This window comes from Lelliottia sp. GFLA7 (assembly GCF_056490165.1).
Genome location: NZ_JBWLAQ010000004.1, coordinates 183,148 through 209,068 on the forward strand (window position 1 = coordinate 183,148; position 25,921 = coordinate 209,068).

Consider the following 25,921-nt stretch of genomic DNA (forward strand, 5'->3'; position numbering starts at 1 on the left):
ACACGACCTGCGGGCACGTCAGGTTTTGCGCTATTGCCTAACCGTATTCATGCCCCGCCGGTCATTCAAACCTATCTGTTAAAAGTTATAATCCAGCATCACCTTATAATCGGTAGCGATGGCATCGCCGTTAGTGACCCAGCTTCCGCTCTGCTTTATCAACGAGCCGGTAACTTCCCCGGACACAGTGAAGCGGGAGGTCAAAGGATAATTCGCTGACACCTTCAGGTAGCGATTGCGGGTATTCTGGAATACTTCGCCATCCTCGGGCTGGGCATTATCTTTCTTATAATGCCCGTACCCGCCGCTGAGCGTTGTGGATAGCCTCCCCCAGTTGTGCCAGACGCCGAATGAGGTGCTCCAGCTTTTTTCGTCAATATCGCCCCACTGCGCCCGGTCTAAAATGGCGGAAGCGAACTGCTGGCGGAACCAGACCCCGGTGGTGTTGTTGATAATGTATTGAACACCGGGTTCAATCTGAAATGAACGCACGTCACGGTCATTTTGTGAACCGCCGCTGCGGCGGTGGTCAACCTGCTGGTACAGGTAGTTAAAGAAGGAGAGGCTGTCCGTGACGCGCAGATCGGTAAACAGCTTGATGCGCCCCTGCCAGCGGTCCTCAATTGACGAGCTTCCGCCCATAACATCCCAGCCGTAGCGCAGCCGCTTGTAGAAATATTCATGGCCGATAATCAGCTGGGTCCACTGATTCTGGCTGAGGTAAGTCTGATCTTCCCACGTCCCGTTATAGTTGGTGGTTCTGCCCTCAGAGAAAGCCAGATACCAGCCGGGTAACGCATCGTGATGCATAACCCCCTGCACAAAAGTCAGTGAATCCTTCCCGCTGTGAAAATGGCTGTTACGCCAGTTATTATCCTCGATGGCATATTTCATTTTCAGCTGTCCGTGAACACGGCCACCGGTAGGATTAGAGGAGCGGGCTGAGGTCCACATCACATCCTCATCCAGATATGACCACGGATCCACGGCAACAACCTTTCCCGACAAATCCTTCATGATGCTCATACTTGCATTCGCCAGCGCCGGAAACAGAAGAGCAAAAATAACAGCCAGGGCATGATGGTTTTTCATAATAATATCCCGTTAAATCATTTCTTTTATTTTCAGCGTCGCGTGAAAATTATCGTTTTGAGGCAGGCTAATGCTCCATGGCTTGTTCTGCATGGAATACATCCGGGTGCTGAATGCCGCCTTATCGTTGATATAAAAGACGGCAATCGAGTCCTGGATCAGGACGCGTAGCTCAAGTTTTTCATCGAGCGGAACATCCACCCAGGATTCAGCGTTGGCCTGGTGAATCGACGTCAGCGGAGCGTTGAAAAAATAAACCTTCCCCTTGCTCCTGTTGAACACAACGTTGAGCGTTGCGTCAGCCACCCTGTCGTCGGTCAGACCAAAGCTCATCACCATTCCGGCAGAGGGAACGTCTATCGTCGCGCTTAGCTCTCCTTTTTTGGGCAATGGCGGATAGACAGATGACTGCAGCGGGCCGAACTGCGTTGCTATGTTTAGCGTTTTACTGCTCGTTAAGGGGGTTACCGGACCAGGGTTGTTATTGATCACCGTGCGAAGCTCCTGGGGAAGGATGCTGTTGAGCCGCCCGTTGCTATCTGCGGTGAGCTCATGGGCAACCAGATTTCCTGCCCAGTCAACGTTGCCGCCGTCGCGGGTGCCCGCTTTGGTCGGGATCCAGCCGAAGACAAACAGGCGATCGTTTTTAAGCGCCAGTTTTCCCGCGTAAAAACCCGATCCATCGACCACATAGTTATCCATTTTTTGCCACGGTCCTTCCGGATTGTCGGCGACCCGGTACTGGGTCAGGCGCAACGGCCATTGGTCGCTAAAGCTGAGATACCAGCGTCCGTTGAAGAAGACTAGCGTCGGGCATTCGAGGTTGGCATTGCTGGTAATGGTGTCGTTATCAAAAAATACGCCGCGGTCCTGCCAGTTTTCCAAATCGGTTGAGCTGTAGCGGGCAATCACCCCGCGTCCGTTGCTGCGGGTGGTAATTAACATCCAGTATTCTTTCTTTTCTTCAACCCAAACGACATGGGGATCCCGGAAGTCATTCCCCCGGTAGCTAGCGCCCGGCAGAATAGTATTCTGCGGATGTTTTACCCAGTGAAGGCGATCTTTACTGGTGGCGTGCATTATCGATTCAACCGGGAACACGTTTTCATTGTGAGCGGTGTACCAGGCATGCCAAGTATCGCCGACTTTAATCATTGAACCGGTTCCCAGCAGCAGTTCAGGATCGTCCACGTCGTTAACGTAGGGAATCACTTCCGAATGGTTTTGATAATCATATAAGTTGCTGCTCGACAGCAGATGTATGGCGTGTACCCCGAGGTCGCTGCCGCCGCGGATATCGTTCAGATAAAAAATATCAAATTCACCGTCGTTATAGACCGGCATCGGGTCGCCAACAAAGGAGCCTTCGACCCGTGGGAAAAAATCTTTAATATGGCTAATGCTTTTATTTTGTAATGTTTCTTTAGACGGCTGCGACCAGGCTGGCATATTTGCAAACGAAAGCACCAGCAGAGCGACCGATGCCGCTAGCGTTAATTTTTTCATGATACACCTGAATGTTAGAAGTTATAATTCACGCCAACCACGGTAAAGGGATTCCATGAGTGTCCGGTAGATGTCCAAAGTCCGGTTTCTTTAGTGAACTGCGCTTTGAATTCACCATATAGTCGCACTTCGCCATAAATCGGATAGCTAAGGGTGCCGCCAATAAATTTATATCGGCCGTCATAAAAAACTTCTTTGGCATTGCTGGCATTATCTATTTTGTCCTGCCCGACGCCAAAATACAGGGAGGTTAACAGCGGATACCAGTTGCGCCAGAGCCCAGCGGTGATTTTCCATTCTTCTTCAACAATATCGCCCCAGCTTTGACGCTCCTGACGGTTATAGTAATAATATGGTCGTAAATACAGGCCGAGATCCGGATTCACGCGGTATTGAATGGCTGGCTCAATTTCGAAAATGTACTGTTCAAGATCGCCATTTCCCGGCTCATTCCCCTGGGGCTGGAATTCGCCGTAAGCGTACCCGGCCAGGCTCCATTTGTTGGTCAGGCGGATGTCCTGCCAGACTTTGAAGCGGTTTTTCCAGCGTTTAGTTGCCGTTTCGGAGCCGACCATAACTTCCGTCCCGATATTACCCCGCCAGGTTTCAAAGATATGGCCAACAAAAAATTCATTGATCGTATTGGTGCCGCCGTAGTCCTGATTGCTGAATTGACCTTTATAGCTGTCTTCCCTCGCGTTCCAGAAGCCAAAATACCAGTTGGGCAGCTCATCGTGTCTTAAAAATGCCTGAATGGTAGCGAGTTTGAATTTACCGCTATTTTTCTTATTATTACTCCAGCGCACGTCGTCAATTTCTATTTGCGTGCCGATGTTGCCGTGCAGGCCGCCAGCCTCCATGTTACGGCCGATACTGTTCCAGTGAACGGGCGGATCTTCCTGCCTTAAGCGCAGTAGGCTGACGTCCTCAGGATTATCCGCTTTACGATTTTTTGTTACCCCGGCTGATTTACTCTGCGTTACCTCGGGTAGCGTTGTCGACTTCATAGATTCAGCCGCAGCTCCCGCAGCAACAGGGGACGAAGAAGCACTAAGGGACGATTGCGCATTTCCCTTTTGTACAGGCGATGAAGGTTTTTCCTGAACGCCAGGCTCATCCTGGAAATAGCTTTGATAGCTGCCCGTATAGCTTCCTGGCTGGCCGTTGGTTTCTTCAGCGACGGCAGAAAATGCGGATAATGACAGCATCAATGCCAACGTTTGTTTTCCAGAAGCGAATATATTTTTATTTATTGCTTTAATGCGATAGTGAGGCGTTAATATTTTATCCATTTCGCTCTCTCATTATTCCAGATAATAAAATGCCAGCCAGAGACTGGCAGAAATAAAAATCTCATAGGGTAAGAAGCAAAGCCGATCCCGGCGGAATTATCTCTCCAGAGACCAGTATCCGGCGTCATGTAATGAGGCGGCGCCATGACTGGCAAACAGTGAAATATCGCGCTGGCCCGGCTGCGGATAAATTCGGCTGCTTAAGCAAGCTTCGCCATCGTTAACAAAAACCTCCACTGATGAGCGGTCAATAAAGATGCGCAGTGACAGTAGGTTATCCGCTGGCAGCGGAATGCTGCGCGTGCCTTCAAGCGAATACTCCGGATAGCGACGCTCCAGCACCAGACGCCTCGCCTGATCGTCGACATATATTCTCAGCCCGTCGCCCAATACCATGCCGAACCGTTCGGCCGTAGAGGCGTTCAGGTCCCATACCAGCTGCACTTCGACCGCTTCGGCATCTGCCGCGACGGGGACTTGCTGATTATTCAGGCAGCGAACCGGCGTGGGATAATAGCTGCCGCGCAGGGCGGTGACCTCCTCGGCGGGCTTCATCCTCAGACGACGATCGTCGGTAAGGCTTAATTCGCGCGGCAGAGAGAGCATACCGGCCCAGCCATCCTGCCGTTCTGGCATCGGCGATTCCCACATATCCAGCCAGCCGATGACGATGCGGCGGCCATCCGGGGTCAGGAAACTTTGCGGAGCATAAAAGTCGTGGCCGTGGTCCAACTCAATAAACTGTCCGTTATGGCTAAACGGTTGGCCTGGCTGCCACTCCCCGAGCAGGTAGCCACTCTGGAAGAGGTTGCGATGGTGATACCCTTCCGCCGCCATGCCCTGTGGGGAGAACATCAGGACGCGCTTTCCTCCCAGGGTAAAGAAATCCGGGCATTCCCACATAAAACCCTTGCCGTCTTCGGCCTCGGCAAACACGCCTTCGTCGTGCCATTCGCGGAGATCGGTGGAGCGGTACAGGCGCACCTGGCCGGTATTCTCCACGCGGGAACCGACAACCATGTACCAGAACTCACCTTCGCGCCACACCTTCGGATCGCGAAAATGGTGCAGCCCTGGCGGGGTATCAATCACCAGGCCATGCCGTTCAAAATGGATGCCGTCACGGCTGGTTGCCAGACACTGCACCTGGTAGAGATTGTCGTCGGTGTCTGGCGAACCGTGAAACTTATGTCCGGTATAAATCAGCGCCAGGGTATCGCCGTCCACCACGGCGGAGCCGGAGAAGCAGCCGTCTTTATCCGCCGGGCCTTCGGGAGCCAGCGCGACCGGCAGATGTTCCCAGTGCACCAGATCCTTGCTGCGGGCATGCCCCCAGTGCATCGGCCCCCATTCAGGGGAATAAGGGTGATGTTGATAAAACGCGTGATACCAACCGTCAAACCATACCAGGCCGTTAGGATCGTTCATCCAGCCTGCGCGAGCGGCAAGGTGATAGCGCGGATACCAGCGCGAATTAATAGCGGGTTGTGCTTTTTCAAGCGTCCGTTCAGCCAGTTCTAATAAGGATGTCATCGTCTTTACTCTCGGTACATTACACAGCTTTTTGCTGCAGAAAGGTTGGCTCAGATGAGGACTTATTTGAGCGCAATAGGAAAATGGAAATAAACGTGGTGCAGAACACCATAATGCCCATGATCAGATAGGACTGGGCGAAGCCAAACTTCTCATAGCTAAAACCCGCCAGCGGGGATAATACGGTGCCAATAATTGAGCTGGTGCAGGCGAATCCCACCAGATAAATGGTGGAGGACAGGCGCTTGTCGAAGTTCAGGCTGTTGTATTTAAAAATGGCGACCAGCAGTATCGGCAGTTCGACGGCGTGGAGCAGCTTGGTAATCGAAATGAGCAGCGGCCCTTCCACCAGCCCGGAAGCGATCATGCGCAGCGCCATTACCATCCCTGCGAATATCAGGCCATTTTTGGCGCCAACGCGGTTAATCAGCCAGGGCGCGCAAAACATGCCCGCGGCCTCCAGAAAGACCTGGAAGGAGTTCAGGTAGCCGAACATCTCGTTGCCTTCTTTCAGCGTCGGGAACTGTGAAGAGAAGTAGACCGGGAATTGCTGATCGTAGACGCCGTAAATACAGGTGCCGACCACGAAGAATATTAGCGCCCAGAAGCGCTGCAGAGTGAGCAGACGCAGGGCATCATCCAGGGAGACCTTTTTAGCGCCTATCTCAAGCTTTTCCATGCTTGCCGGAGCCGCGATCTTTAAGCGGGCCAGCAGGCAGAAGAAGATGACCCCAGAGCAAGAGGCCACCAGAAAGTTAAGGTCAGGGTTGATATTAAACAGCAGCCCGGCAAAAAACGTGGCGACAGCCCAGCCCAGCGACCCCCACATGCGGGCCCGACCAAACTCAAAGGTACTCTGCCGCGCAACGCGCTCGGTATAGGACTCCAGAACGCCGATGCCGCCGTTAAAGGTCAGCCCGATAAACAAGCCGCCGAATACGCTGCCCAGCAGAATATTAATGCTCAGCAAATAGCTAAAAAGCAGGTAGGCGGGGCCGGAGAGAATGAGCAGCGCCGTAATGCACCAGAGCAAATGTTTACGCAGGCCAAGCCGGTCCTGAATAAAGCCGTAGCAAACCTGAGCGAAGAGCGCGGATGCGGATAACACGGAAAAGATAATGCCGGTTTCCGACGCTTTCAACCCCACTTCCTGATGCAGCCAGATGGAAAGGAGTGAGCTTGATGAGGACCAGGTCACAAAGAAAAAGAACAGCAGAGCGCTAAGCAGCAGATAGCTTTGGGAAGGCCTTTTTTTCATCAACGTAATCTCAGAGGGATGATATGCCGAGATGGTAACGTTAACATTTTTATTCTACACTTGATTTCGCGTTGATAGTCGATGTTAATCACAAAAGTTAACGTTAACATACATGCATTGAGATCAAGATCAAATTTTCTTTCGTGGCTTGCAACTCCCCGGGGTTCAACGCCTAGAATAGGATTTTTACAGGTGCTCACAGCCCGCTAAGCGGTGGATTGCGTGCAAATCAGGATTGGATAGTTAGTTTGATTAATGGAAGGCTATGGCGTCTTTAAAAGATGTGGCCAGAGTGGCCAACGTATCGCTAATGACCGTGTCGCGGGTGCTTAACGATCCGAAACGCGTGAAGCCTGAAACCCTGTCCAGGGTGCAGGAGGCTATCTTACAGCTAAACTATGTGCCGGACCTCTCTGCCCGGCAGGTTCGTCGCGTCGGCTCCAGGAATAAAACGATTGGCGTGCTTGCGCTGGATACCGTCACTACCCCGTTTTCGGTTGAGATAACGCTGTCTATCGAGGAAACGGCCCGCGCGTATGGCTGGAATAGCTTCGTGGTTAACATGTTTACCGATGATAATCCTGACGATATTGTCGACCTGCTGCTCGCGCACCGGCCCGGGGGGATCATTTTCACCACCATGGGACTGCGCGAGGTGAACATCTCGCCCAGATTACTGGAGCACCCCTGCGTGCTGGCCAACTGCGAGAACACGGGAGAACCGGTTGCCAGCTATATCCCTGACGATGAACAAGGGCAGTATACCGCAGTGCAGGCGCTGTTAGCGGCGGGATACCGCCGCCCCCTTTGCCTGCATTTACCTGTCAATCATCTGGCGACGCTTCGCCGCCGTAAGGGGCTGGACCGCGCCTGCCGGGAAGCCAATATCAATCCCGATACGCTTGAGCACTGCTATATGCAGTATGGCGATGAGCACTACCGTGATATTCCTGACATTTTGCTGGCGTATCTGGAGCGGGGGCAGCCGCAGTTTGATTCGGTGATCTGTGGTAATGACCGCATTGCGTTTATGGTCTATCAGACGCTGTTGACGCGAGGGATCCGCATCCCACAGGATATTGCGGTTCTTGGGTACGACAACCTCGTAGGGATCGGTAATTTGTTTTTACCTCCGCTATCCACGGTCCAGCTTCCGCACTATGAGATTGGGCGCTTAAGTACGCTGCACATTATTAACGGCGAAAGCCACCGTGAGAAAGTTTTGGTCGATAGTCCCCGGCTGCTGCGAGAATCATTTTGAGCTAGCGGTTAAGCAATCGTCATTTACGCTGCTCCCTCCCTATGCCCGCGGCCAGGTAAACCAAGGCCGCCTCACTTTAGATACCTACTCTAAAGTGAAAGCATCTCCAATTTTGCTAATCATAGGTTTACAACAATGAATGAGAGGATATTATCATCAAAAGTGTTCATCATGGATGAGAGGAAAATGAGTTCGACACAGCAAGATTACCTCTACAGACAGTTCTTTCGGTTAAAAGTACATGAATGTATGGGAGACAGTTTTCAGGCGCTTTTTTCGAAGGTTATGCAATACGCGACTCCTGGCTTTCAAGCTGTTTCCCCTTGGGGAAACTGGGGAGATGGCGGGAATGATGGGTGGATTGCTCATGAGGCTCATTACTTCCAAGTTTATGGACCTAAACCTTCAAATCAAACCAAAGAGCTAGAAGCTGTTAATAAATCGATTGGCGACTTTGATAAATTAGTCGCCAAATGGGGGAAAGTATCAAAATATACTTTTGTAATGAATGATTATTTTAAGGGTATTCCAGCACCTGTTGGACTTTCATTAAATACGCTTGCAATCAGTAAAAGTCTTAATCACGCAGGTGCAATGGGCGGGATGGAACTCCTTCAAAAGTTTATGTCATTATCCGAGGGTGAAAAGCAAGATATTGTAGGTTTCATTCCTGAGGTTGATTTAGACTTTACAGATAGTCGAGCTGTTGGCGAAGTATTGACTTTTTTAGCACAAAAATCTTCTTCACCCATGAATTTTTTAAGTGAAACAGCCCCGGACTTCGAAGATAAAATAAAAATAAATGGTATAACAAAACCAATAAAGAGCAGGCTGGAATCTTTTAGCTATCAACTATATTTGATAAATGAATTTTTAGATTCTGTTGATAGCGGTCTTGAACAAACTATAGCTCAAGAAGTTAAAGAAACTTATGCAAAAAGTAAATTGGCGATAACTGAAGATAACCAAAATTATGCAGATTTAAGATATACCTGGATGATAGATAAACTCCTTCCGCCGCAAGTTCCCACAAGTGCGGTCGCGAGTTATCGATTTGCAGCAGAGTTAATTTTAGCTAAATATTTTGAGACATGTGATGCTTATGAACATCCAAGCAATGCTTCTGCCACATAAGCATGTTAGGTTTAGTAACTCCCTAATTGCGATTGCAGGGTACATCCGTTCGTTAATTGATGGACCGGTATCCATAGAAGAACTATGGACAAAAATAGAGCGAAAAAATAAATCAACGATAATCACGCCCTCTTTTACACAATTTATGCTTGCCGTAGACATTCTTTTTTGCATCAAACAAATAACGCTAGATAATGAAAATAGAATAATGCCAATGTATTGCAATGATGACAAATTACAAAATAAGGAAAGTTAAATGAAGTTAATTCGCTTAACTTGCAATCAGCCAACTTTTCATCCAGTGCATTTCAATGATACAGGGCTAACGTTGATCATTGGTGATAGCTCTAAAGAAAAAGAAGGCAGTAGTAACGGAGTCGGTAAGACACTTATTCTCGGTCTCATTCAACATTGCTTAGGAGCTAATGCTGATAAAAAATTAACTTCAGCAGTTCCAGATTGGTGGTTCTCGTTACTTTTTTCTCATAATGGTGTTGAATACTTAATATCTAGAACGGGAAATGGGAAAAAATTATTATTAAATGACGAAACAATATCTTTAAAAGCATTTAAAGATTTACTAGATAAAATAGGGATATTTAATCTTGAGAATAACATTCCGTATTTATCATTCAGATCTTTATTTAAGCGTTTTTCGCGATATACCAGAGATGACTGCATCAGTCCAACCAGGACAAAAAAGGAGCAAGACTTTGAAGCATTGCTTCGCACCGCATTTCTTCTCGGTATAGATCATAATTTAATATTGTCCAAAAGAAATAATAAGCAAGAACTGGATAAAGTAAGTCAATCCCTAAAAAATTGGCAAAACGATGATATTCTAAAAGACATGTTTAGAGCAGGCTCTCAACCTAAAGTACGCTATGAGTGGCTAGAAAAAGAGATCCCAAGACTGCAGGATGAACTGAATGCATTTCAAGTTCACGAGCAATACAGAGCTATTGAGAATGAGACAAACAGTTTAACTATAAAATTACGAGAAGTTGAAAAAAACAAAAATATAGCTGAATTTAAAGTAAATAATATAGAAAAAACTTTATTAGCACACCCTGATATTTCAAGAGAAGAGCTTCTTGAACTGTACAATGGCTTACAAGAGATTTTCAAGCCAGAAACATTGGCCCATTTTGAGTCAGTTGAAAATTTTCACAAATCATTATCTTTTAACAGAAAGAAAAGACTTGAAAATGATAAAGTAAAATTTTTGTTAGAAATTGAATCTCTTAAAATTGACATTAAGGATATTTCAGCATTACGTGATTCATATTTGGAATCCCTGCAAGGCAAGAAAGCATTTGATGAATACGCAGTCATAGCTAGGCAACTAGCTGAATTTAAAGAAGAAAAAGAAAGATTACATGATTATTTAAATTTTTCTATTAACCTTCAACAGAAAGCTCAAAATCTAAGAGAACGAAAAGTTGAACAAGACAGATTAGCGGTAAACTATGCTTCTACAAATCCTCTTTCAGAATACGATAAAATTTTTGCTGAGCTCGCAGAAATAATGTACCCAAGGGTACCAGCAGGAATAGTTTTGGATGTTAATATTGGTGACAACAAAATTCGTTATGATCTAAGCATCCAAATCGAGGGTGATGATTCGGATGGGATCAATGATGCTAGGATATTATGCTTTGACTGGTTAGTATTTACATGTGGTGAAAACCATGCCATGGATATGCTATGGCATGATAACCGTCTTTTTGCTGATATAGATCCAGGTGTTCGCGCAAGATGGTTCTCATTTATCAATCAGTCATTAAAACGAAGCGGAAAGCAATATATAGCATCTTTAAACACTGAAAACTTTAATGCTATGGAAACAACTTTATCTGAAATCGAAATGTTAGAGCTGAAATCAAAAATTGTTCTTACTCTTCGTGGCGATAAAGCAGAGAATAAACTTCTCGGCATTCAATTTGGAAGTAAAAAATAATCCTCCGGCAGGCAGTGCCTGCCGAGTATCAGTTGCTTGCTCGTTATCTGTAGCACTATCAACCTACCCCGAGACTCAAAATTCACTCTCATCTTTTTTCTTTAATGCCACCTCAAGGCTATCAAACAATTTTTCTCCAAGAGATTGTGCGTGATCCAGCAACATTTCTAAATCTTGTTCAGTAATCACTACCGAATTACCTTCTTTATCTTTTCCGCCACGATGGACTAAATGATTACGCTTTTGTGTTGCTATTTCGATCGCATCTATTGGCCACTCGTTATGTACATTTATATCAAATGTAGCTTTATAACGTCCTACAACTTTGTTTGTACTATGCCAACTTACACTAATTAAATGCTCTTTGATTACCTTAGTTAACTCTGCCCTCATGTTTTCAATAGTTTCTCCTTTGAATAGCAAAGCCAATATTTCTTTGTTTACCTTAAATTCCGTCTTACCTTTTTCTATAAAGTCAGCAAGATATGAGTCGTTTTTATCAATAGAGTTAATAAATAACTCAACATAAAGTGTTTCTAGGGCTGTAATGACGTTAATATATAGGATACTAAGCAGATGATCTTTTTGTTTGCCTTTAAATTCGCCTTTAGACAGTAATTTTATTCCATCAATGCTTTCAACGAACTTAGAAAAAGGATGTTCGGAAGATGTAACAGCATCATACAAGTCTTCATCGTACCAATCATTAATATTATTTGAATTACCAGACCATTCATAGCACTGTTCTTGTAATTCATTGACTAATTCTTGGATATAATCAAATTTCACGTGTCCTTCAAACATCGCTTGCAACTCTTCACTTGCTTCGTATGGGCCTCCATAAATGTAAGCATACCCGCCTTCACGGGATTCATACGGGCAAGAGTTCGCGGGATCTTCAAAATTATCGAAAAACCAATTCCGCATAACTTCGAGTTGATTTGCTTTACTTATATATTGCAGAGATTTGAGTGGAACTTTTTTACCATTAACATTAAAAAGGACTTTCACGATGTAACACCTCTTTGAAAAAGTTATAACATTTTGAGTCACTCCTCAAAGACTAACATAGCATTATTTTCATCCCTAATCCCCGCAGATCTTCACATCCAACGGTACAGAAAAAAATTTGCGAAAAGTATTAACTCCAAAGGGAAAAAAATAGATTCACGTTGAGCCTCTTCGGTAAGAAGAGGCTCAACTTGCCCCTTCTCACTCTAATTCAGCAGTCAAGCTAATAGCTGCATAAGCTAGCGGTGAGCCGGATTTGCCTGCTTGACCGATGAAATCACCATACCACTGCATCATCTCCCGCCGACCTTCCAAATATTGAGCATGGTTATACGTTCCACGAATTGAGTTCTTATCGACGTGAGCCAGTTGTAGCTCGATCCAAGCTGAGTTAAATCCCTGCTCATGCAAAATGGTACTCATCGTGTGGCGGAATCCGTGCCCTGTAACGCGCCCTGCATAGCCGATGCGCCTTACCAACACCGTCAATGCCATATCACTCATCGGTTTCTTAGGATTATTACGTCCCGGGAACAGCAACGCTCCTGCTCCCGTCATGGGTTTAAGCTGATTAAGCAGGTCAATTGCCTGGCTTGATAATGGAACCAGATGAGGACGGCGCATTTTCATGCGTTCTGCTGGTACGTTCCAAACCTTTCGCTCAAAATCAAATTCCCGCCACTCTGCTTGTCTCAGTTCTCCGGGCCTTACTCCGGTCAAAATAAGCAGCTGCATGGATAACTTAACAAGCACGCTACCAGCATAGGTATGCAGGATACGAAGAAACTCTGGCAATTCGTCCTGGGTTAAAAAAGCATAATGCTTTTTCTCATGAGGAGTTACGGCACTGGCTAAATCAGGCGCTGGATTGTACTCGGCCCTGCCAGTCACAACGGCATACTTCCAGACCTCTCCACACCTTTGACGAACTTTACGGACCTTCTCTGTTGCACCTCGAGCCTCGATCTTAGACAGAACGGCAAGCAACTCCATCGGCTTGATATCTTTGATTGGCCGGTGACCGATATATGGAAACACATCCGTCTCAAAGGTTCTCATCATCTCTTCACGATAGGAGACAGACCAGCGATCATAGCGACGCTGATACCACTCCCGAGTGATAGCTTCAAACGAATTTTCTGCGTCCTGTTGACGACTAAGTTTCTCTATTTTGCGTTCAAGAGAAGGATCGTTGCCAGCCGCTAATGTCCTTTTAGCATCCTCACGCTTACTTCTGGCTTCAGCTAAAGAAACATCGGGGTAAACGCCAATCGCAAGCAGCTTCTCTTTGCGTAGCGAACGGTATTTGAGACGCCAGTATCTCTTACCGTTGGGATTAACCAGCAAGTAAAGACCACCACCATCGGCCAGTTTGTAGGGCTTTTCTTTAGGTTTTGCAGTTTCAACCTGACGAGCAGTTAACTTCATTGGGGGTACCTCTCAGCAGGGGTACAATTATACCCCCATCCATACCCCCACATTAGGGTTGACCCTGAGGGAGTACTATTGAGTTCAATTGACTAATAGAATGCTATAACTGCTGATTTATCAAGGGAAAATTGAGTTTGGTAGACTTCAGGAGACTTGAGTTTGGAGCGGGCGAAGGGAATCGAACCCTCGTATAGAGCTTGGGAAGCTCTCGTTCTACCATTGAACTACGCCCGCTTTGAGGTGCGTAAGGCATTATAGACCTTACGCTTTTTCGCACAAGCCACCCAAACGCTAACTGGCGATTAATTAACCGTTTAGCATTTTGGTTTACTGCCCTGCGCCGGGAGATAACGCTGAGGATCGATTGCGGTTGCACGGTAGCGAATCTGGAAATGCAGAGCAACGGAGCTGGCACCCGTGCTGCCCATCGTCGCGATCTTTTGCCCGGCTTTCACATTTTGCCCGTTATTGACCAGCAATGAGTCGTTGTGCGCATAGGCGGTAATGTAGTCTTCACCGTGCTTAATCATGATCAGATTACCGTAACCGCGCAGCTGATTCCCCACATACACCACCTTCCCTGCTCCGGACGCATAAACCGGCGCACCGCGTGAGCCCGCGATATCGATCCCTTTATTGCCGCCTTCTGCAGTCGAATACGGGGTAATCACTTTACCACTGGCAGGCCAGACCCAGCAGCGCTGCCCTACCGGCGGCCAAGACGATTTTGGAACGGCATACGATGGCGTCACCGCAGCAGTTTTGCCGCCCTTGGTTGAGGATTTCTTACCCGACGAACTGCCGCCGTTCACCTTAAGCTTTTGGCCCACCTCGATTGTGTAGGGCGGTGAAATGCTATTGAGACGCGCCAGATCCTTCACGCTGGTGCCCGTGGCACGAGAAATGCGATACAACGTGTCACCGCGCTTAACGGTGTACACCGAACCGGAATAACTGCCCATGTCAGATGATTTACTGCCGGAACAGCCCGCCAGCAGCAATGCCAGCGCCAGCGCCAGGCAGAAAATAGCACTCAGGGGATTTCTCGTCAGGCTTCCTGCGAACAAAACGGATCCTTGGTCAAGGTAAATGGCGTCCTATGATAACAGCCTAAATCCTGTTGCCAACTTTTGCCGTTAATCCGCATTTAAGCTCGGGGCGACAACCCGTTTACGGGAGAGTGAGATATAATTTCGCCATCCCGTCGTTCGGGTACTGGAGTCTGAATGAGCATACAAGAACACGTCATTTTGGTTAACGACCAGGGAGAGGTTGTTGGCACTCAGGAGAAGTACGCTGCGCACACTTCTCATACCTCACTGCATCTGGCTTTCTCGTCGTGGCTGTTTAACGATCGGGGCCAATGCCTTGTGACCCGCCGCGCACTGAGCAAAAAAGCCTGGCCTGGCGTTTGGACAAACTCGGTCTGCGGTCATCCACAAATCGGCGAAACCACTGAACAGGCGATAGCACGCCGCTGCCGTTTCGAAGTCGGCGTAGAGATCGCGCAGCTCATGCCGATCGCAGCGGATTTCCGTTACTGCGAAATCGATCCCTCAGGCATCGTTGAAAACGAAATTTGCCCGGTGTTTGCGGCACAGATTGTCAGCCCACTCAAGGTGAATCCCGATGAAGTCATGGATTATCAGTGGGTTGAACTGACGTCACTGTTACGCGCTCTGGAAGCCACGCCGTGGGCCTTCAGCCCGTGGATGGTTTCGGAAGCGGCTAACGCTTCTGAAAAGCTCAAACACTTCGCCGATAACGTAAAGGCATAAAAAAAGCCCCGACGCGATAAACGCCGGGGCTTTTTACATCGTTACGACCTTATTTTACCGGACGCATCGCCGGGAACAGGATCACATCACGGATGGTGTGGCTATTGGTAAACAGCATCACCATACGGTCGATACCAATACCCAGACCCGCCGTTGGCGGCAAGCCGTGTTCCAGGGCAGTCACGTAGTCTTCGTCGAAGAACATCGCTTCATCGTCGCCTGCTGCTTTCGCATCAACCTGATCCTGGAAGCGCTGCGCCTGATCCTGCGCATCGTTCAGCTCGCTAAAGCCGTTACCGATTTCGCGGCCACCGATGAAGAACTCAAAGCGGTCAGTGATTTCCGGGTTTTCATCATTACGACGCGCCAGCGGAGACACTTCAGCAGGGTATTCGGTGATGAAGGTTGGCTGAATCAGATGCGCTTCTGCCACTTCTTCGAAGATCTCAGTCACGATACGACCCTGACCCCAGCTCTTCTCAACTTTGATACCGATGCTTTCCGCGATGGCTTTCGCAGAATCGTAGTTATCCAGATCGGCCATTTCGGTTTCTGGACGGTATTTCTTGATCGCTTCGCGCATGGTCAGCTTCACGAACGGCTTACCAAAGTCGAACACTTCGTCGCCGTAAGGCACTTCCGTGGTGCCCAGAATATTCTGCGCCAGGGTGCGGAACAGAGACTCGGTCAGCTCGATCAGATCTTTGTAATCCGCGTACGCCATATAGAGTTCCATCATGGTGAACTCTGGGTTATGGCGAACGGAAATACCTTCGTTACGGAAGTTACGGTTGATTTCGAACACGCGTTCGAAGCCACCAACCACCAGACGCTTCAGGTACAGTTCCGGCGCGATGCGCAGGTACATGTCGAGATCCAGCGCATTGTGATGGGTCACGAATGGACGCGCAGACGCACCACCCGGAATCACCTGCATCATTGGCGTTTCGACTTCCATAAAATCACGGCCAACCATGAACTGACGGATGCCCGCCATAATCTGGGAACGGATTTTGAACGTTTTACGGGATTCATCGTTAGAGATGAGATCCAGGTAGCGCTGGCGATAGCGCGCTTCCTGATCCTGCAGACCGTGGAATTTATCCGGCAACGGACGCAGCGCTTTGGTCAGCAGGCGCAGTTCGGTGCAGTGAATAGAGAGTTCACCCGTCTTGGTCTTGAACAGCTTGCCCTTCGCGCCAAGAATGTCGCCCAGGTCCCACTTTTTGAACTGCTCGTTATAAATGCCTTCTGGCAGATCGTCGCGGGAAACGTATAGCTGAATACGACCACCGACGTCCTGCAACGTCACGAAGGACGCTTTACCCATGATACGGCGGGTCATCATGCGGCCTGCAACGGACACTTCTACGTTCAGCGCTTCCAGCTCTTCGTTTTCTTTTGCATCGAAGTCAGCATGCAGCTGATCGGAAGTGTGATCGCGACGAAAATCGTTCGGGAATGGAATACCCTGCTCACGCAGTGCAGCCAGCTTTTCGCGACGTGTTTTCAGCTCGTTATTAAGATCGACTACCGCGTCAGTGCCCTGTGCTTGTTGTTCAGACATGTTGGTTCCTCATAACCCTGCTTTCAAACTTGCTTCGATAAATTGATCCAGGCTGCCGTCCAGCACTGCCTGCGTGTTGCGGGTTTCAACCCCGGTACGCAAGTCTTTAATGCGGGAGTCATCAAGGACATAAGAACGAATCTGGCTGCCCCAGCCGATGTCAGATTTGTTATCTTCCATCACCTGTTTCTCGGCATTTTTCTTCTGCATCTCCAGCTCATAAAGCTTCGCTTTCATCTGCTTCATGGCCTGGTCTTTGTTCTTATGCTGCGAACGGTCGTTCTGGCATTGCGTTACCGTGTTGGTCGGAAGGTGGGTAATACGCACCGCGGATTCCGTTCGGTTAACGTGCTGACCGCCCGCGCCAGAAGCGCGATAAACGTCAATGCGCAAGTCAGCTGGGTTGATTTCGATATCGATATCGTCCTTCACTTCTGGATAGACAAACGCAGAACTGAAAGAGGTATGACGGCGACCGCCTGAGTCGAACGGGCTTTTACGCACCAGGCGATGAACGCCCGTTTCGGTACGCAGCCAGCCGTAAGCATAATCGCCAATGATCTTGATGGTGATGGATTTAAGACCCGCCACTTCACCTTCAGACTCTTCGATAATCTCGGTTTTGAAGCCGCGCGCTTCTGCCCAGCGCAAATACATACGCGCCAGCATGCTCGCCCAGTCTTGCGCTTCTGTCCCGCCAGAACCGGCCTGGATATCGAGATAGCAATCAGCGCTGTCGTATTCGCCGGAGAACATGCGGCGGAATTCAAGCTGCGCCAGCTTCTCTTCTAATACGTCGAGTTCAGCGATCGTTTCGTTGAATGTTTCTTCGTCGTCAGCTTCGACCGCTAATTCCAGCAGACCAGAAACGTCTTCCAGTCCCTGCGTCATTTGATCCAGCGTTTCAACGATGGCTTCGAGGGAGGAACGCTCTTTACCCAGCGCCTGTGCGCGTTCAGGTTCGTTCCAGACGTCCGGCTGTTCCAGCTCGGCGTTTACTTCTTCAAGACGTTCTTTCTTCGCATCATAGTCAAAGATACCCCCTAAGAACGGCGGAGCGCTCCGTAAGGTCTTGAATGCGGTTTTTTACCGGATTAATTTCAAACATGGTCTGTTTTCTTTATTGGACTAGTCAAAATGCGGTGATAAGAGCGGGATTGTAACCAATCCACGCTCTTTTTTATAGAGAATAGTGACGCTAAATTGGTCAGCTTACATCGGCCAGAGATGATCGATGATGATTTGCAAACTGCGATTTCCGCGAAACTCATTGATATCCAGTTTGTAGGCCAGTTTGACTTCGCGCACGCCGTTATCAGGCCAAACCGAGGTATCAACGTTGAAGGCAATCCCATCCAGCAGCGGGCCGCCGCCAATCGGTTCAACCATCACTTTTAGATGACGCTCACCCACCAGGCGCTGTTGCAGTAGACGAAAACGCCCATCAAACAGCGGTTCCGGGAACATTTGTCCCCAGGGGCCCGATTCACGCAGCAGTTGCGCGATTTCCATGGTCATTTCAGCAGGCGTCAACGCACCATCAGAAACCACTTCCCCCTGCAGCAACGCGGGATCCAGCCAGTCAGTCACCAGCTCGCTAAAGAGCCGTTGAAACTCATCAAATTTCGTCTCTTCCAGCGATAAACCCGCAGCCATGGCGTGACCGCCGAATTTAATCATCAGCCCAGGATGCAGCGTATCCAGACGCTCCAGCGCGTCGCGCATATGCAGCCCCTGAATAGAACGACCCGAGCCTTTCAGCGTGCCGTCACCCGCTGGCGCAAACGCGATCACCGGACGGTGAAAACGCTCTTTGATGCGCGAGGCCAAAATGCCCACGACGCCCTGATGCCATTCCGGATGGTACATCGCCAGCCCGCCGGGCAGCGTTTCGCTACTACGCTCAAGTTTTTCACACAGCGTCAGCGCCTCTGCCTGCATCCCCTGCTCAATTTCTTTGCGTGTCTCATTCAGCGCATCAAGCTCGTTCGCCAGCACGCGCGCTTCGCCGATGTTGTCGCACAGCAGCAACGCCACGCCAACAGACATATCATCCAGCCGCCCTGCCGCGTTAAGTCGTGGACCCAGCGCAAAACCTAAGTCGCTTGCGGCCAGCTTTTGCGCATCGCGGTTGGAAATTTCCAGCAGCGCTTTGATGCCAGGCCGACATTTCCCCGCGCGAATCCGGCTCAAACCCTGCCAGGTCAGAATGCGGTTATTGGTGTCCAGCGGGACAACGTCCGCGACCGTTCCTAGCGCCACCAGATCGAGATATTCCGCAAGATTGGGCACCGCGATACCGCGCGCCTCAAACCAGCCTTTATCACGCAGTAACGCGCGCAGCGCCAGCATCAGATAGAACGCCACCCCTACACCCGCGAGCGATTTCGACGGGAAGTCGCAGTCGCGCAGATTGGGGTTAATGATCGCGTCTGCGGCAGGCAAGGTGTCACCCGGCAAATGGTGATCGGTGACGATAACCGGGATACCGAGTTGGTGCGCCCGATCGACCCCGGCGTGTGACGAGATCCCATTATCGACGGTTAAGATCATCTGTGCGCCACGCGCTTTCGCCTGATCGACCACTTCCGGACTCAGGCCGTAGCCATCTTCAAAGCGATTCGGCACCAGATAGGTGACATTATCGCAGCCGAGTGCGCGCAGGCTGAGCACCGTTAACGCGGTGCTGGTTGCGCCATCGGCGTCAAAGTCACCGACAACGACAATGCGCATCCCTTCACGTAGCGCGTTGTAAAGCAGCTCGGTCGCTGTTTCTACACCGCTGAGTTGCTGCCACGGCAGCATCCCTTTGACGCTTCGCTCAAGTTCGTCGGCATTGCGCACGCCGCGTCCCGCATAAAGTCGACGCAGAAGCGGCGAAAGCTCGGCAGGTAAATTAACGCTCTCATCCACCTCACGGCGGCGCAGTTGGGTCTTTGCTTTCACGCGAATTATTTACCGCCAGTCTGTTTCTGGTGCGCGTCGAGAAACTCTTTCATCTCTTTCGGCCCCTGGTAACCCGGCACGACGTAACCGTTGCTCAGCACGATGGCAGGCGTTCCGGTCACGCCAAACTGCACACCCAGCGCGTAATGGTTCGCAATGTCGATGTCGCAGGACGCCGGTTTCACGCCTTTGCCGTTCATCGCATCATCAAACGCTTGTTTCGGATCTTTGGCACACCAGATAGCTTTCATGTCCTGCTCTGGCTGGCTCTGAAGACCCGCACGCGGGAATGCCAGATAACGCACGGTGATCCCCAGCGCGTTGTAGTCTTTCATCTCTTCATGCAGCTTGTGGCAATAGCCACAGGTGATATCAGTGAAAACGGTAATGACGTGTTTTTCCTGCGCTGCTTTGTAGACAATCATCTCTTTTTCGAGCGCATTCAGGTTTTTCATCAGCAACTGATTGGTGATGTTGACTGGCTGCGCACCGCTGACGTCATACATTGGACCTTGAACGAAATGCTTGCCGTCTTCGGTAACGTAGAGCACACCGCTGTTCGTCAGTACCGTTTTCATTCCGGCTACGGGTGCAGGCTGGATATCACTGCTGGTCACGCCGAGTTTGGCCAGTGACTGTTTGATTGCCGCATCGTCAGCATGAGCAAAGCCCGCCCAGGATGCAGCCAGCAGAGAGAACAGCGCTAAAGATTTTTTCATTTTCGGTCCTATAACTATGTGTCGGCACTCACGCTCGCGGGTGGTGCTGTTGGTGTAGCTGCCGCAACCGTTCTGTTGCAACGTGGGTATAGATTTGCGTGGTTGACAGGTCGCTGTGTCCCAGCAACATCTGTACGACGCGCAAATCAGCGCCATGGTTGAGCAAGTGAGTTGCGAAGGCATGGCGCAGAACGTGCGGCGAAAGTTTTTCACTGTCGATACCCGCCAGTGTGGCGTAATGTTTTATGCGATGCCAGAAGGTTTGTCGTGTCATTTGTTGCGCGCGCTGACTGGGAAACAGAACATCAATAGAAACACCGTTCAGAAGCCATGGTCGCCCATGCTCCAGATAAGTCTCCACCCAGTACACCGCCTCTTCGCCAAGCGGGACCAGACGTTCTTTGTTTCCTTTACCTATCACGCGGACCACGCCCTGACGCAGGCTGATATCGCTCATCGTCAAACCCACCAGTTCCGAGACGCGTAAACCCGTGGCGTAAAGCACTTCAAGCATGGCTTTATCGCGTAACTCCAGCGGCACGTCAACCGTCGGCGACTGTAATAATCTGTCCACTTGTGCTTCGCTGAGATCTTTAGGTAAACGCTGCGGCAGCTTGGGGGACGCCAGTAGCGCACTCGGATCGTCTGCACGAATCTTCTCGCGATACAGATGCTGAAACAGGCGTCGCATTGCGCTCAGCAGGCGCGCTGAACTGGTGGCTTTGTAGCCGCCGTCCATTCGTTCGGCCAGTAGCGCCTGGAGATCGTCACGTTGCGCCTGTTCCAGGGACAAGCCACGGTGCGCGAGCCATTCCGCCAGCATCGTTAAATCGCGACGATAGGCGCTCAGCGTGTTCTCCGCCAGATTCTTCTCTAGCCAGAGCGCATCGAGAAATTGTTCGATGAGTGCGAGATCCTTTTCCACGTCTGCTCCTGTGATTCAGCCCTCGGCCATTATGACGTAATGGTACCGCTTTCTGGTACACTACGCGCAAAGTCAAAGCAAGTATTGAGAAGTTTACGCGATGAATATTGGTCTGTTTTATGGTTCCAGCACCTGCTATACCGAGATGGCAGCGGAGAAAATTCGCGACATTATCGGCCCTGAACTGGTGACTCTCCACAATCTTAAAGACGATGCGCCCACCGAAATGGAACAGTACGATGTGCTGATTTTGGGTATTCCGACCTGGGATTTTGGTGAGATACAGGAAGACTGGGAAGCCATTTGGGAGCAGCTCGATTCACTCAATCTGGAAGGCAAAATCGTTGCGCTGTACGGCATGGGCGATCAGTTAGGATATGGCGAGTGGTTCCTTGATGCGCTCGGTATGCTGCACGATAAACTTGCCCCAAAAGGCGTCCATTTTATCGGCTACTGGCCAACAGAGGGCTACGAGTTCACCAGTCCAAAACCGGTGATTGCTGATGGCCAGCTGTTTGTGGGTCTGGCGCTGGACGAAACCAACCAGTACGATCTCAGTGACGAACGCCTGCAAAACTGGTGTGAACAAATTCTGGGTGAAATGGCGGAAAAATTTAGTTAATCGGCTATCGACCGGGCGTCGGTTGCTGTAAAACCATCCGACGCAAATCTCGCCACTCGTCAGCATCCATACTGTCCGCCGAAAGCCATAAATGCTGGCTTCGTCCGCCTTGCGCGTTACGCAAGCGAAACATCATGCCAAAACTCAGCATCCAGGGCGTACCGACGATTTCCCACTCTTTACCTTGCCAGCGTAGACGCGAGTCCATCAGCAGCTTAATTTCGCCCTGACAGGAATTGATACGTCGCTGGCTGCGCACGCTATCGAAAACGACCAGCGAGAGTAACAGCATCCATAACGGGGTGTAGCTAAGTGGCCACGGCATCAGCAAAACAAAGGCCGCAACCATTCCGTGGAGTAACAAAGACATCCACTGTGAGCGCCACGAAACGCGCAGATCAGATTGCCACAGGACCACGTTCCCGATTCCGTGTTTGAATTAATTGCACCATCCGTTGCAACTCGGTGTCGGCGGGTTTGCCGTGATTCATCAGCCAGTTGAATAAATCAGGATCGTCACTTTCAAGAAGGCGAATAAATAGACGCTTATCGTCATCGCTTAAGCTGTCGTACTCATACTCGAAGAATGGCATGACGGAAATATCAAGTTCGCGCATGCCGCGACGGCACGCCCAGTGAATACGAGCCTTATTGCTAATGTCCATGTTGATTTCCTGCTAAACGTTTCTTCTACCTCTAAGAGGGACGATTTCTAGTGTAACGTGTTTTTTGCCGTTCCATTACAGGAAAATCACTGACTGGAAGCACGCTTCCAGAAAAAATCCCCTATAAAGAGAGCGGATTACTCTGTTTTGAGTGACGCAACGCAGAACGCTAATAAGGCACAATTGGGCTGCTGAAAGCGCTTGCAATGACTGCTGTCTCTTTTACCATTAGGCATTAACAAAGCGTTAAGCAATTCAGGATATCACTATGGCTTTTAACCCATTTCCTCCTCGCCAGCCTGTCGCCTCTGCGCGTCTGCCGCTGACGCTTATTTCTCTTGATGACTGGGCTCTGGCGACGATTTCTGGCGCTGACAGTGAAAAGTATCTTCAGGGTCAGGTCACTGCCGACGTTGCCCAGTTAGGCGAGCATCAGCATCTGCTGGTGGCGCATTGCGATCCCAAAGGGAAGATGTGGAGCAATCTACGTCTGTTCCGTCGTCAGGACGGTTTTGCCTGTATCGAACGCCGTAGCCTGCGAGATGCGCAGCTGACTGAACTGAAAAAGTACGCGGTTTTCTCCAAAGTGACGATCGTTGCAGACGACGAAAATGTGCTGCTAGGCGTTGCCGGTTTTCAGGCGCGCGCGGCGCTGAAAAATCTCTTCAGCGAGCTGCCGGATGCCGATAAACCATTGATCAATGATGGCGTTACCTCGCTTCTGTGGTTTGAACACCCGGATGAGCGCTTCCTGCTGGTCACGGATGTGGCGACGGCGGATCGCGTGACCGAGGCGCTGCGTGGTGAAGCGCAATTCAACAACAGCCAGCAGTGGTTAGCGCTGAATATTGAAGCGGGTCTGCCAATCATTGATGCGGTAAACAGTGCGCAATTTATTCCGCAGGCAACCAATATTCAGGCGCTCGGCGGCATCAGCTTTAAAAAAGGCTGTTATACCGGTCAGGAGATGGTAGCCCGGGCAAAATTCCGCGGGGCGAACAAACGCGCGCTTTGGTATCTGGCAGGAAACGCCAGCCGTGTGCCGGAAGCCGGTGAAGATCTCGAGCTGAAAATGGGTGAAAACTGGCGTCGCACAGGTACTGTGCTTGCCGCTGTTCAGCTTGATGACGGACGCGTGTTAGTTCAGGTTGTCATGAATAATGATATGGAAGCTGACAGCGTGTTCCGCGTGCGTGACGATGCCAATACATTAAGCATCCAGCCGCTGCCGTATTCATTAGAAGAGTAATGCTTTGCCCGGCAGTGCATTCATTGCCGGGCGTTCAAAACGCTACACCTGCGCAACGTACAAATAAATCGCCAGGAAATGGCACACGCTCCCGCCCAACACAAAGCCATGCCAGATAGCGTGGTTATACGGAATACGTTTACAGACGTAAAAAATCACGCCGAGTGAATAGATAATCCCTCCCAACGCCAGCAACGTCACACCACCCGCGTCCAGCTTTGTCGCCAGTTGATATACCACGATCAGCGACAACCAACCCATCGTCAGATACGTCACCAGCGAAAGCACTTTAAACCGGTGCGCAATCGTAAGCTTAAACAAGATACCGAGCAGCGCCAGACCCCAGATGACGATCATCAGGCCGCGTGATAAAGGCGAATTTAACCCCACCAGCAAAAATGGCGTATAGGTTCCGGCAATCAGGAGATAGATAGCGCAGTGATCAAATTTCTTAAGCCAGATTTTGGCCCGCTGGTGCGGAATGGCGTGATACAGCGTTGAGGCGAGAAAGAGCAGAATCATACTCCCGCCATACAGGCTGTAGCTGGTGATCGCCAGCGCATTGGCGTTTGTATCAACCGCCTGCACCAACAGAAGAACCAAACCGACAATACCAAAAACGAGGCCAATACCATGGCTAATACTGTTGGCTATTTCCTCAGCCAGTGAATATCCCTGTGCAACGATTGGTTTGCTCACTATAGGAAACTCCAGGAAAACAAGAGGACAAAAATGTATCGCAAAACTATGCTAACTGAGAATGATTCCAGTGAACACCTGTTAGCTAAAATAAACACCACTTCCGGAATAATCCATTAAAATCATTACATTGACGTTAAAACTCAACTAACAGTTGTTCTTTTTTGTTAAAGGCATTTGAATTCAATCACATAAAACTGGAACTGGTGAGGGTAAATCTCGGCGATAACCTCTTTAAGCGTTTCCAGTGACATGTTTTCCTGCTGCGCATGTTTTTCAGTTAACGCATCTAGCGTCACCGTCGATGTGCGGATGACCTCAATCGTGCAAAAGTAGCCCTCATCCTCATAGCGCCCAACGCGCAGAATATCGCCTGCGGTAAAGTGAGATTCTGAGTCGTCGCGGATGGTGATGGTTTTTCGCCCGGCCAGAATGTCTTCCTGAAAGCGCTGAAAAAAAGTGATGTCGTTTGGCTGCATGGTATTATTCCCTGAAGATAAAGTCTGATGAGTGAGTTTAGCCATCGTGAGCATGTTCTCCCATTCTGCCATTGCCAGTCTCAACAATCTTGAGATGATGGTTTACAACTATGCTATCAAAAACCGCGACAAGGTCACGTACATGACCATCCGCGAACTGGCGGACGCGGCGGGAGTCTCCACAACCACAGTGCTGCGTTTTTGCCGTAAGCTCAACTGTGAAGGCTATTCTGAATTCCGTCTGCGCTTTAAATTATATTTAGAGAATAATGAACCCCAGCAGGCTAATTTCGGTGCCAGTGAAATTATCAGTTTCTTCCGCAGCGTCAATAATGAAGAATTTGATTCTTTATTAGCGCAAGCGGTCGATATTATATTATCGTCAGAACGTATTATATTTGTTGGCGCAGGGACCTCTGGCTCGCTGGCAAAATATGGCGCGCGGTTCTTTTCGAATATTGGTAAATTCAGCAATCATATCGACGATCCCTATTTCCCGGTTACCAACGATATGGCGAAAAATGCGCTGGCGATTGTGCTTTCTGTTTCTGGTGAAACCGAAGAGATCCTGCGCTTCGCCAGCCAGTTCAGCCTGCACAACTGTAAAGTGCTGTCCATCACCAGCCATGAGCACTCTCGTCTGGCAAAACTTGCCGACTTTAATCTCTCATGGCATGTGCCGCAAACCCGTATTGGCGGCGTCTACGATATAACCACTCAAATCCCGGTTATTTATATTCTTGAATCATTAGGCCGGAAACTGGCGAAGAAACTGGCGGAATAAAACAGGCTGT

The 25,921-nt window shown here is 49.5% G+C and carries 25 protein-coding genes and 1 tRNA gene; 8 read left to right on the forward strand and 18 right to left on the reverse strand.

The window, feature by feature from the left end; all coding sequences use genetic code 11:
- Positions 1-78 precede the first annotated feature (78 nt).
- The 5 genes from AC07RN_RS13925 to AC07RN_RS13945 all read right to left on the reverse strand — a co-directional run bounded on the left by AC07RN_RS13925 (position 79) and on the right by AC07RN_RS13945 (position 6,684).
- A complete protein-coding gene (locus AC07RN_RS13925) occupies positions 79-1,092 on the reverse strand; it encodes an OmpG porin family protein (RefSeq protein WP_153880695.1) in 1,014 nt (337 codons plus the stop codon).
- A 12-nt stretch (positions 1,093-1,104) separates the two neighbouring features.
- Entirely contained in the window at positions 1,105-2,598 is a 1,494-nt protein-coding gene (locus AC07RN_RS13930) for a glycoside hydrolase family 32 protein (RefSeq protein ID WP_079937223.1), read from the reverse strand.
- A 14-nt stretch (positions 2,599-2,612) separates the two neighbouring features.
- Positions 2,613-3,890, reverse strand: a complete 1,278-nt coding sequence (locus tag AC07RN_RS13935) for an OmpG porin family protein (RefSeq protein ID WP_153880696.1) — start codon at positions 3,888-3,890, stop codon at positions 2,613-2,615.
- A 96-nt stretch (positions 3,891-3,986) separates the two neighbouring features.
- On the reverse strand, positions 3,987-5,423 hold the full coding sequence (locus AC07RN_RS13940; protein WP_153880697.1) for a glycoside hydrolase family 32 protein: 1,437 nt from the start codon (positions 5,421-5,423) through the stop codon (positions 3,987-3,989).
- 19 nt (positions 5,424-5,442) lie between these two features.
- Entirely contained in the window at positions 5,443-6,684 is a 1,242-nt protein-coding gene (locus tag AC07RN_RS13945) for an MFS transporter (RefSeq protein WP_153880698.1), read from the reverse strand.
- 262 nt (positions 6,685-6,946) lie between these two features.
- Between AC07RN_RS13945 and AC07RN_RS13950 the strand changes: the two genes are divergently transcribed.
- The 4 genes from AC07RN_RS13950 (at position 6,947) to AC07RN_RS13965 (ending at position 11,036) form a co-directional block, all read left to right on the forward strand.
- The gene (locus AC07RN_RS13950) at positions 6,947-7,942 is read left to right on the forward strand and encodes a LacI family DNA-binding transcriptional regulator (protein WP_032681798.1); all 996 of its coding nucleotides are present in this window, start codon (positions 6,947-6,949) and stop codon (positions 7,940-7,942) included.
- A gap of 186 nt (positions 7,943-8,128) precedes the next feature.
- A complete protein-coding gene (locus AC07RN_RS13955; protein ID WP_153880699.1) occupies positions 8,129-9,076 on the forward strand; it encodes an ABC-three component system protein in 948 nt (315 codons plus the stop codon).
- Entirely contained in the window at positions 9,060-9,332 is a 273-nt protein-coding gene (locus AC07RN_RS13960; protein WP_400213484.1) for an ABC-three component system middle component 6, read from the forward strand. The genes AC07RN_RS13955 and AC07RN_RS13960 overlap by 17 nt, the downstream gene beginning before the upstream one ends.
- On the forward strand, positions 9,333-11,036 hold the full coding sequence (locus tag AC07RN_RS13965; RefSeq protein WP_153880700.1) for a DUF2326 domain-containing protein: 1,704 nt from the start codon (positions 9,333-9,335) through the stop codon (positions 11,034-11,036).
- Between the two features lie 75 nt (positions 11,037-11,111).
- Here the strand turns inward: AC07RN_RS13965 and AC07RN_RS13970 are convergent, their stop codons facing one another.
- The 4 genes from AC07RN_RS13970 to actS all read right to left on the reverse strand — a co-directional run bounded on the left by AC07RN_RS13970 (position 11,112) and on the right by actS (position 14,530).
- The gene (locus AC07RN_RS13970) at positions 11,112-12,047 is read right to left on the reverse strand and encodes a hypothetical protein (protein ID WP_153880701.1); all 936 of its coding nucleotides are present in this window, start codon (positions 12,045-12,047) and stop codon (positions 11,112-11,114) included.
- Between the two features lie 201 nt (positions 12,048-12,248).
- Complete coding sequence (locus AC07RN_RS13975; RefSeq protein WP_153880702.1) at positions 12,249-13,475, reverse strand: tyrosine-type recombinase/integrase; 1,227 nt, start codon at positions 13,473-13,475, stop codon at positions 12,249-12,251.
- Positions 13,476-13,638: 163 nt separating this feature from the next.
- Positions 13,639-13,712 (reverse strand) — tRNA-Gly (locus tag AC07RN_RS13980).
- Positions 13,713-13,792: 80 nt separating this feature from the next.
- Positions 13,793-14,530 carry an amidase activator ActS gene (gene actS / locus AC07RN_RS13985; RefSeq protein WP_478336722.1) on the reverse strand — a complete coding sequence of 246 codons (738 nt, stop codon included), beginning with the start codon at positions 14,528-14,530 and terminating at the stop codon, positions 13,793-13,795.
- A 174-nt stretch (positions 14,531-14,704) separates the two neighbouring features.
- On the opposite strand from actS, the gene idi reads away from it, so the two are divergent.
- A complete protein-coding gene (gene idi / locus AC07RN_RS13990) occupies positions 14,705-15,256 on the forward strand; it encodes an isopentenyl-diphosphate Delta-isomerase (protein WP_478336638.1) in 552 nt (183 codons plus the stop codon).
- Between the two features lie 49 nt (positions 15,257-15,305).
- Here idi and lysS read toward each other — a convergent pair whose 3' ends face one another.
- The 5 genes from lysS to xerD form a co-directional block, all read right to left on the reverse strand.
- The gene (gene lysS / locus AC07RN_RS13995; RefSeq protein ID WP_015960300.1) at positions 15,306-16,823 is read right to left on the reverse strand and encodes a lysine--tRNA ligase; all 1,518 of its coding nucleotides are present in this window, start codon (positions 16,821-16,823) and stop codon (positions 15,306-15,308) included.
- Between the two features lie 9 nt (positions 16,824-16,832).
- Positions 16,833-17,931 (reverse strand): peptide chain release factor 2 gene (prfB, locus tag AC07RN_RS14000; RefSeq protein ID WP_096759544.1). Its coding sequence is split into 2 segments (ribosomal slippage): positions 16,833-17,855 and positions 17,857-17,931, totalling 1,098 coding nucleotides; the frame shifts between segments, so codons are not numbered across the junction.
- A 104-nt stretch (positions 17,932-18,035) separates the two neighbouring features.
- Complete coding sequence (gene recJ, locus AC07RN_RS14005) at positions 18,036-19,769, reverse strand: single-stranded-DNA-specific exonuclease RecJ (RefSeq protein WP_478336639.1); 1,734 nt, start codon at positions 19,767-19,769, stop codon at positions 18,036-18,038.
- A 5-nt stretch (positions 19,770-19,774) separates the two neighbouring features.
- Complete coding sequence (gene dsbC, locus AC07RN_RS14010; protein WP_015960302.1) at positions 19,775-20,488, reverse strand: bifunctional protein-disulfide isomerase/oxidoreductase DsbC; 714 nt, start codon at positions 20,486-20,488, stop codon at positions 19,775-19,777.
- 28 nt (positions 20,489-20,516) lie between these two features.
- On the reverse strand, positions 20,517-21,413 hold the full coding sequence (gene xerD, locus AC07RN_RS14015; RefSeq protein ID WP_133631337.1) for a site-specific tyrosine recombinase XerD: 897 nt from the start codon (positions 21,411-21,413) through the stop codon (positions 20,517-20,519).
- 100 nt (positions 21,414-21,513) lie between these two features.
- Here xerD and fldB point away from each other — a divergent pair, with 100 nt between their 5' ends.
- On the forward strand, positions 21,514-22,035 hold the full coding sequence (gene fldB / locus AC07RN_RS14020) for a flavodoxin FldB (RefSeq protein WP_015960304.1): 522 nt from the start codon (positions 21,514-21,516) through the stop codon (positions 22,033-22,035).
- Between the two features lie 4 nt (positions 22,036-22,039).
- Here fldB and AC07RN_RS14025 read toward each other — a convergent pair whose 3' ends face one another.
- On the reverse strand, positions 22,040-22,453 hold the full coding sequence (locus tag AC07RN_RS14025; RefSeq protein WP_015960305.1) for a protein YgfX: 414 nt from the start codon (positions 22,451-22,453) through the stop codon (positions 22,040-22,042).
- Positions 22,434-22,700 (reverse strand): FAD assembly factor SdhE, encoded by a 267-nt coding sequence (sdhE, locus tag AC07RN_RS14030; RefSeq protein ID WP_015960306.1) that lies wholly within the window; start codon positions 22,698-22,700, stop codon positions 22,434-22,436. Before sdhE ends, AC07RN_RS14025 begins: the two co-directional genes overlap by 20 nt.
- Positions 22,701-22,968: 268 nt before the next feature.
- On the opposite strand from sdhE, the gene ygfZ reads away from it, so the two are divergent.
- Positions 22,969-23,949: a tRNA-modifying protein YgfZ gene (ygfZ, locus tag AC07RN_RS14035; protein ID WP_015960307.1), complete on the forward strand. Its 981-nt coding sequence runs from the start codon at positions 22,969-22,971 to the stop codon at positions 23,947-23,949.
- A 42-nt stretch (positions 23,950-23,991) separates the two neighbouring features.
- On the opposite strand, the gene trhA is transcribed toward ygfZ, so the two are convergent.
- Together trhA and yqfB are read right to left on the reverse strand one after the other, a co-directional pair.
- On the reverse strand, positions 23,992-24,651 hold the full coding sequence (gene trhA, locus AC07RN_RS14040; RefSeq protein WP_407439467.1) for a PAQR family membrane homeostasis protein TrhA: 660 nt from the start codon (positions 24,649-24,651) through the stop codon (positions 23,992-23,994).
- Between the two features lie 164 nt (positions 24,652-24,815).
- Complete coding sequence (yqfB, locus tag AC07RN_RS14045; protein ID WP_478336640.1) at positions 24,816-25,127, reverse strand: N(4)-acetylcytidine aminohydrolase; 312 nt, start codon at positions 25,125-25,127, stop codon at positions 24,816-24,818.
- A 52-nt stretch (positions 25,128-25,179) separates the two neighbouring features.
- Here yqfB and AC07RN_RS14050 point away from each other — a divergent pair, with 52 nt between their 5' ends.
- Positions 25,180-25,911 (forward strand): MurR/RpiR family transcriptional regulator, encoded by a 732-nt coding sequence (locus AC07RN_RS14050; RefSeq protein WP_015960310.1) that lies wholly within the window; start codon positions 25,180-25,182, stop codon positions 25,909-25,911.
- Positions 25,912-25,921: the final 10 nt, after the last annotated feature.

Bases quoted from the DNA above. Each gene is read 5' to 3' on its own strand.
- AC07RN_RS13925 (WP_153880695.1), bottom strand. From the start codon at position 1,092: ATGAAAAACCATCATGCCCTGGCTGTTATTTTTGCTCTTCTGTTTCCG.
- AC07RN_RS13930 (WP_079937223.1), bottom strand. From the start codon at position 2,598: ATGAAAAAATTAACGCTAGCGGCATCGGTCGCTCTGCTGGTGCTTTCG.
- AC07RN_RS13935 (WP_153880696.1), bottom strand. From the start codon at position 3,890: ATGGATAAAATATTAACGCCTCACTATCGCATTAAAGCAATAAATAAA.
- AC07RN_RS13940 (WP_153880697.1), bottom strand. From the start codon at position 5,423: ATGACATCCTTATTAGAACTGGCTGAACGGACGCTTGAAAAAGCACAA.
- AC07RN_RS13950 (WP_032681798.1), top strand. From the start codon at position 6,947: ATGGCGTCTTTAAAAGATGTGGCCAGAGTGGCCAACGTATCGCTAATG.
- AC07RN_RS13955 (WP_153880699.1), top strand. From the start codon at position 8,129: ATGAGTTCGACACAGCAAGATTACCTCTACAGACAGTTCTTTCGGTTA.
- AC07RN_RS13960 (WP_400213484.1), top strand. From the start codon at position 9,060: ATGCTTCTGCCACATAAGCATGTTAGGTTTAGTAACTCCCTAATTGCG.
- AC07RN_RS13965 (WP_153880700.1), top strand. From the start codon at position 9,333: ATGAAGTTAATTCGCTTAACTTGCAATCAGCCAACTTTTCATCCAGTG.
- AC07RN_RS13975 (WP_153880702.1), bottom strand. From the start codon at position 13,475: ATGAAGTTAACTGCTCGTCAGGTTGAAACTGCAAAACCTAAAGAAAAG.
- idi (WP_478336638.1), top strand. From the start codon at position 14,705: ATGAGCATACAAGAACACGTCATTTTGGTTAACGACCAGGGAGAGGTT.
- lysS (WP_015960300.1), bottom strand. From the start codon at position 16,823: ATGTCTGAACAACAAGCACAGGGCACTGACGCGGTAGTCGATCTTAAT.
- dsbC (WP_015960302.1), bottom strand. From the start codon at position 20,488: ATGAAAAAATCTTTAGCGCTGTTCTCTCTGCTGGCTGCATCCTGGGCG.
- fldB (WP_015960304.1), top strand. From the start codon at position 21,514: ATGAATATTGGTCTGTTTTATGGTTCCAGCACCTGCTATACCGAGATG.
- sdhE (WP_015960306.1), bottom strand. From the start codon at position 22,700: ATGGACATTAGCAATAAGGCTCGTATTCACTGGGCGTGCCGTCGCGGC.
- ygfZ (WP_015960307.1), top strand. From the start codon at position 22,969: ATGGCTTTTAACCCATTTCCTCCTCGCCAGCCTGTCGCCTCTGCGCGT.
- yqfB (WP_478336640.1), bottom strand. From the start codon at position 25,127: ATGCAGCCAAACGACATCACTTTTTTTCAGCGCTTTCAGGAAGACATT.
- AC07RN_RS14050 (WP_015960310.1), top strand. From the start codon at position 25,180: ATGTTCTCCCATTCTGCCATTGCCAGTCTCAACAATCTTGAGATGATG.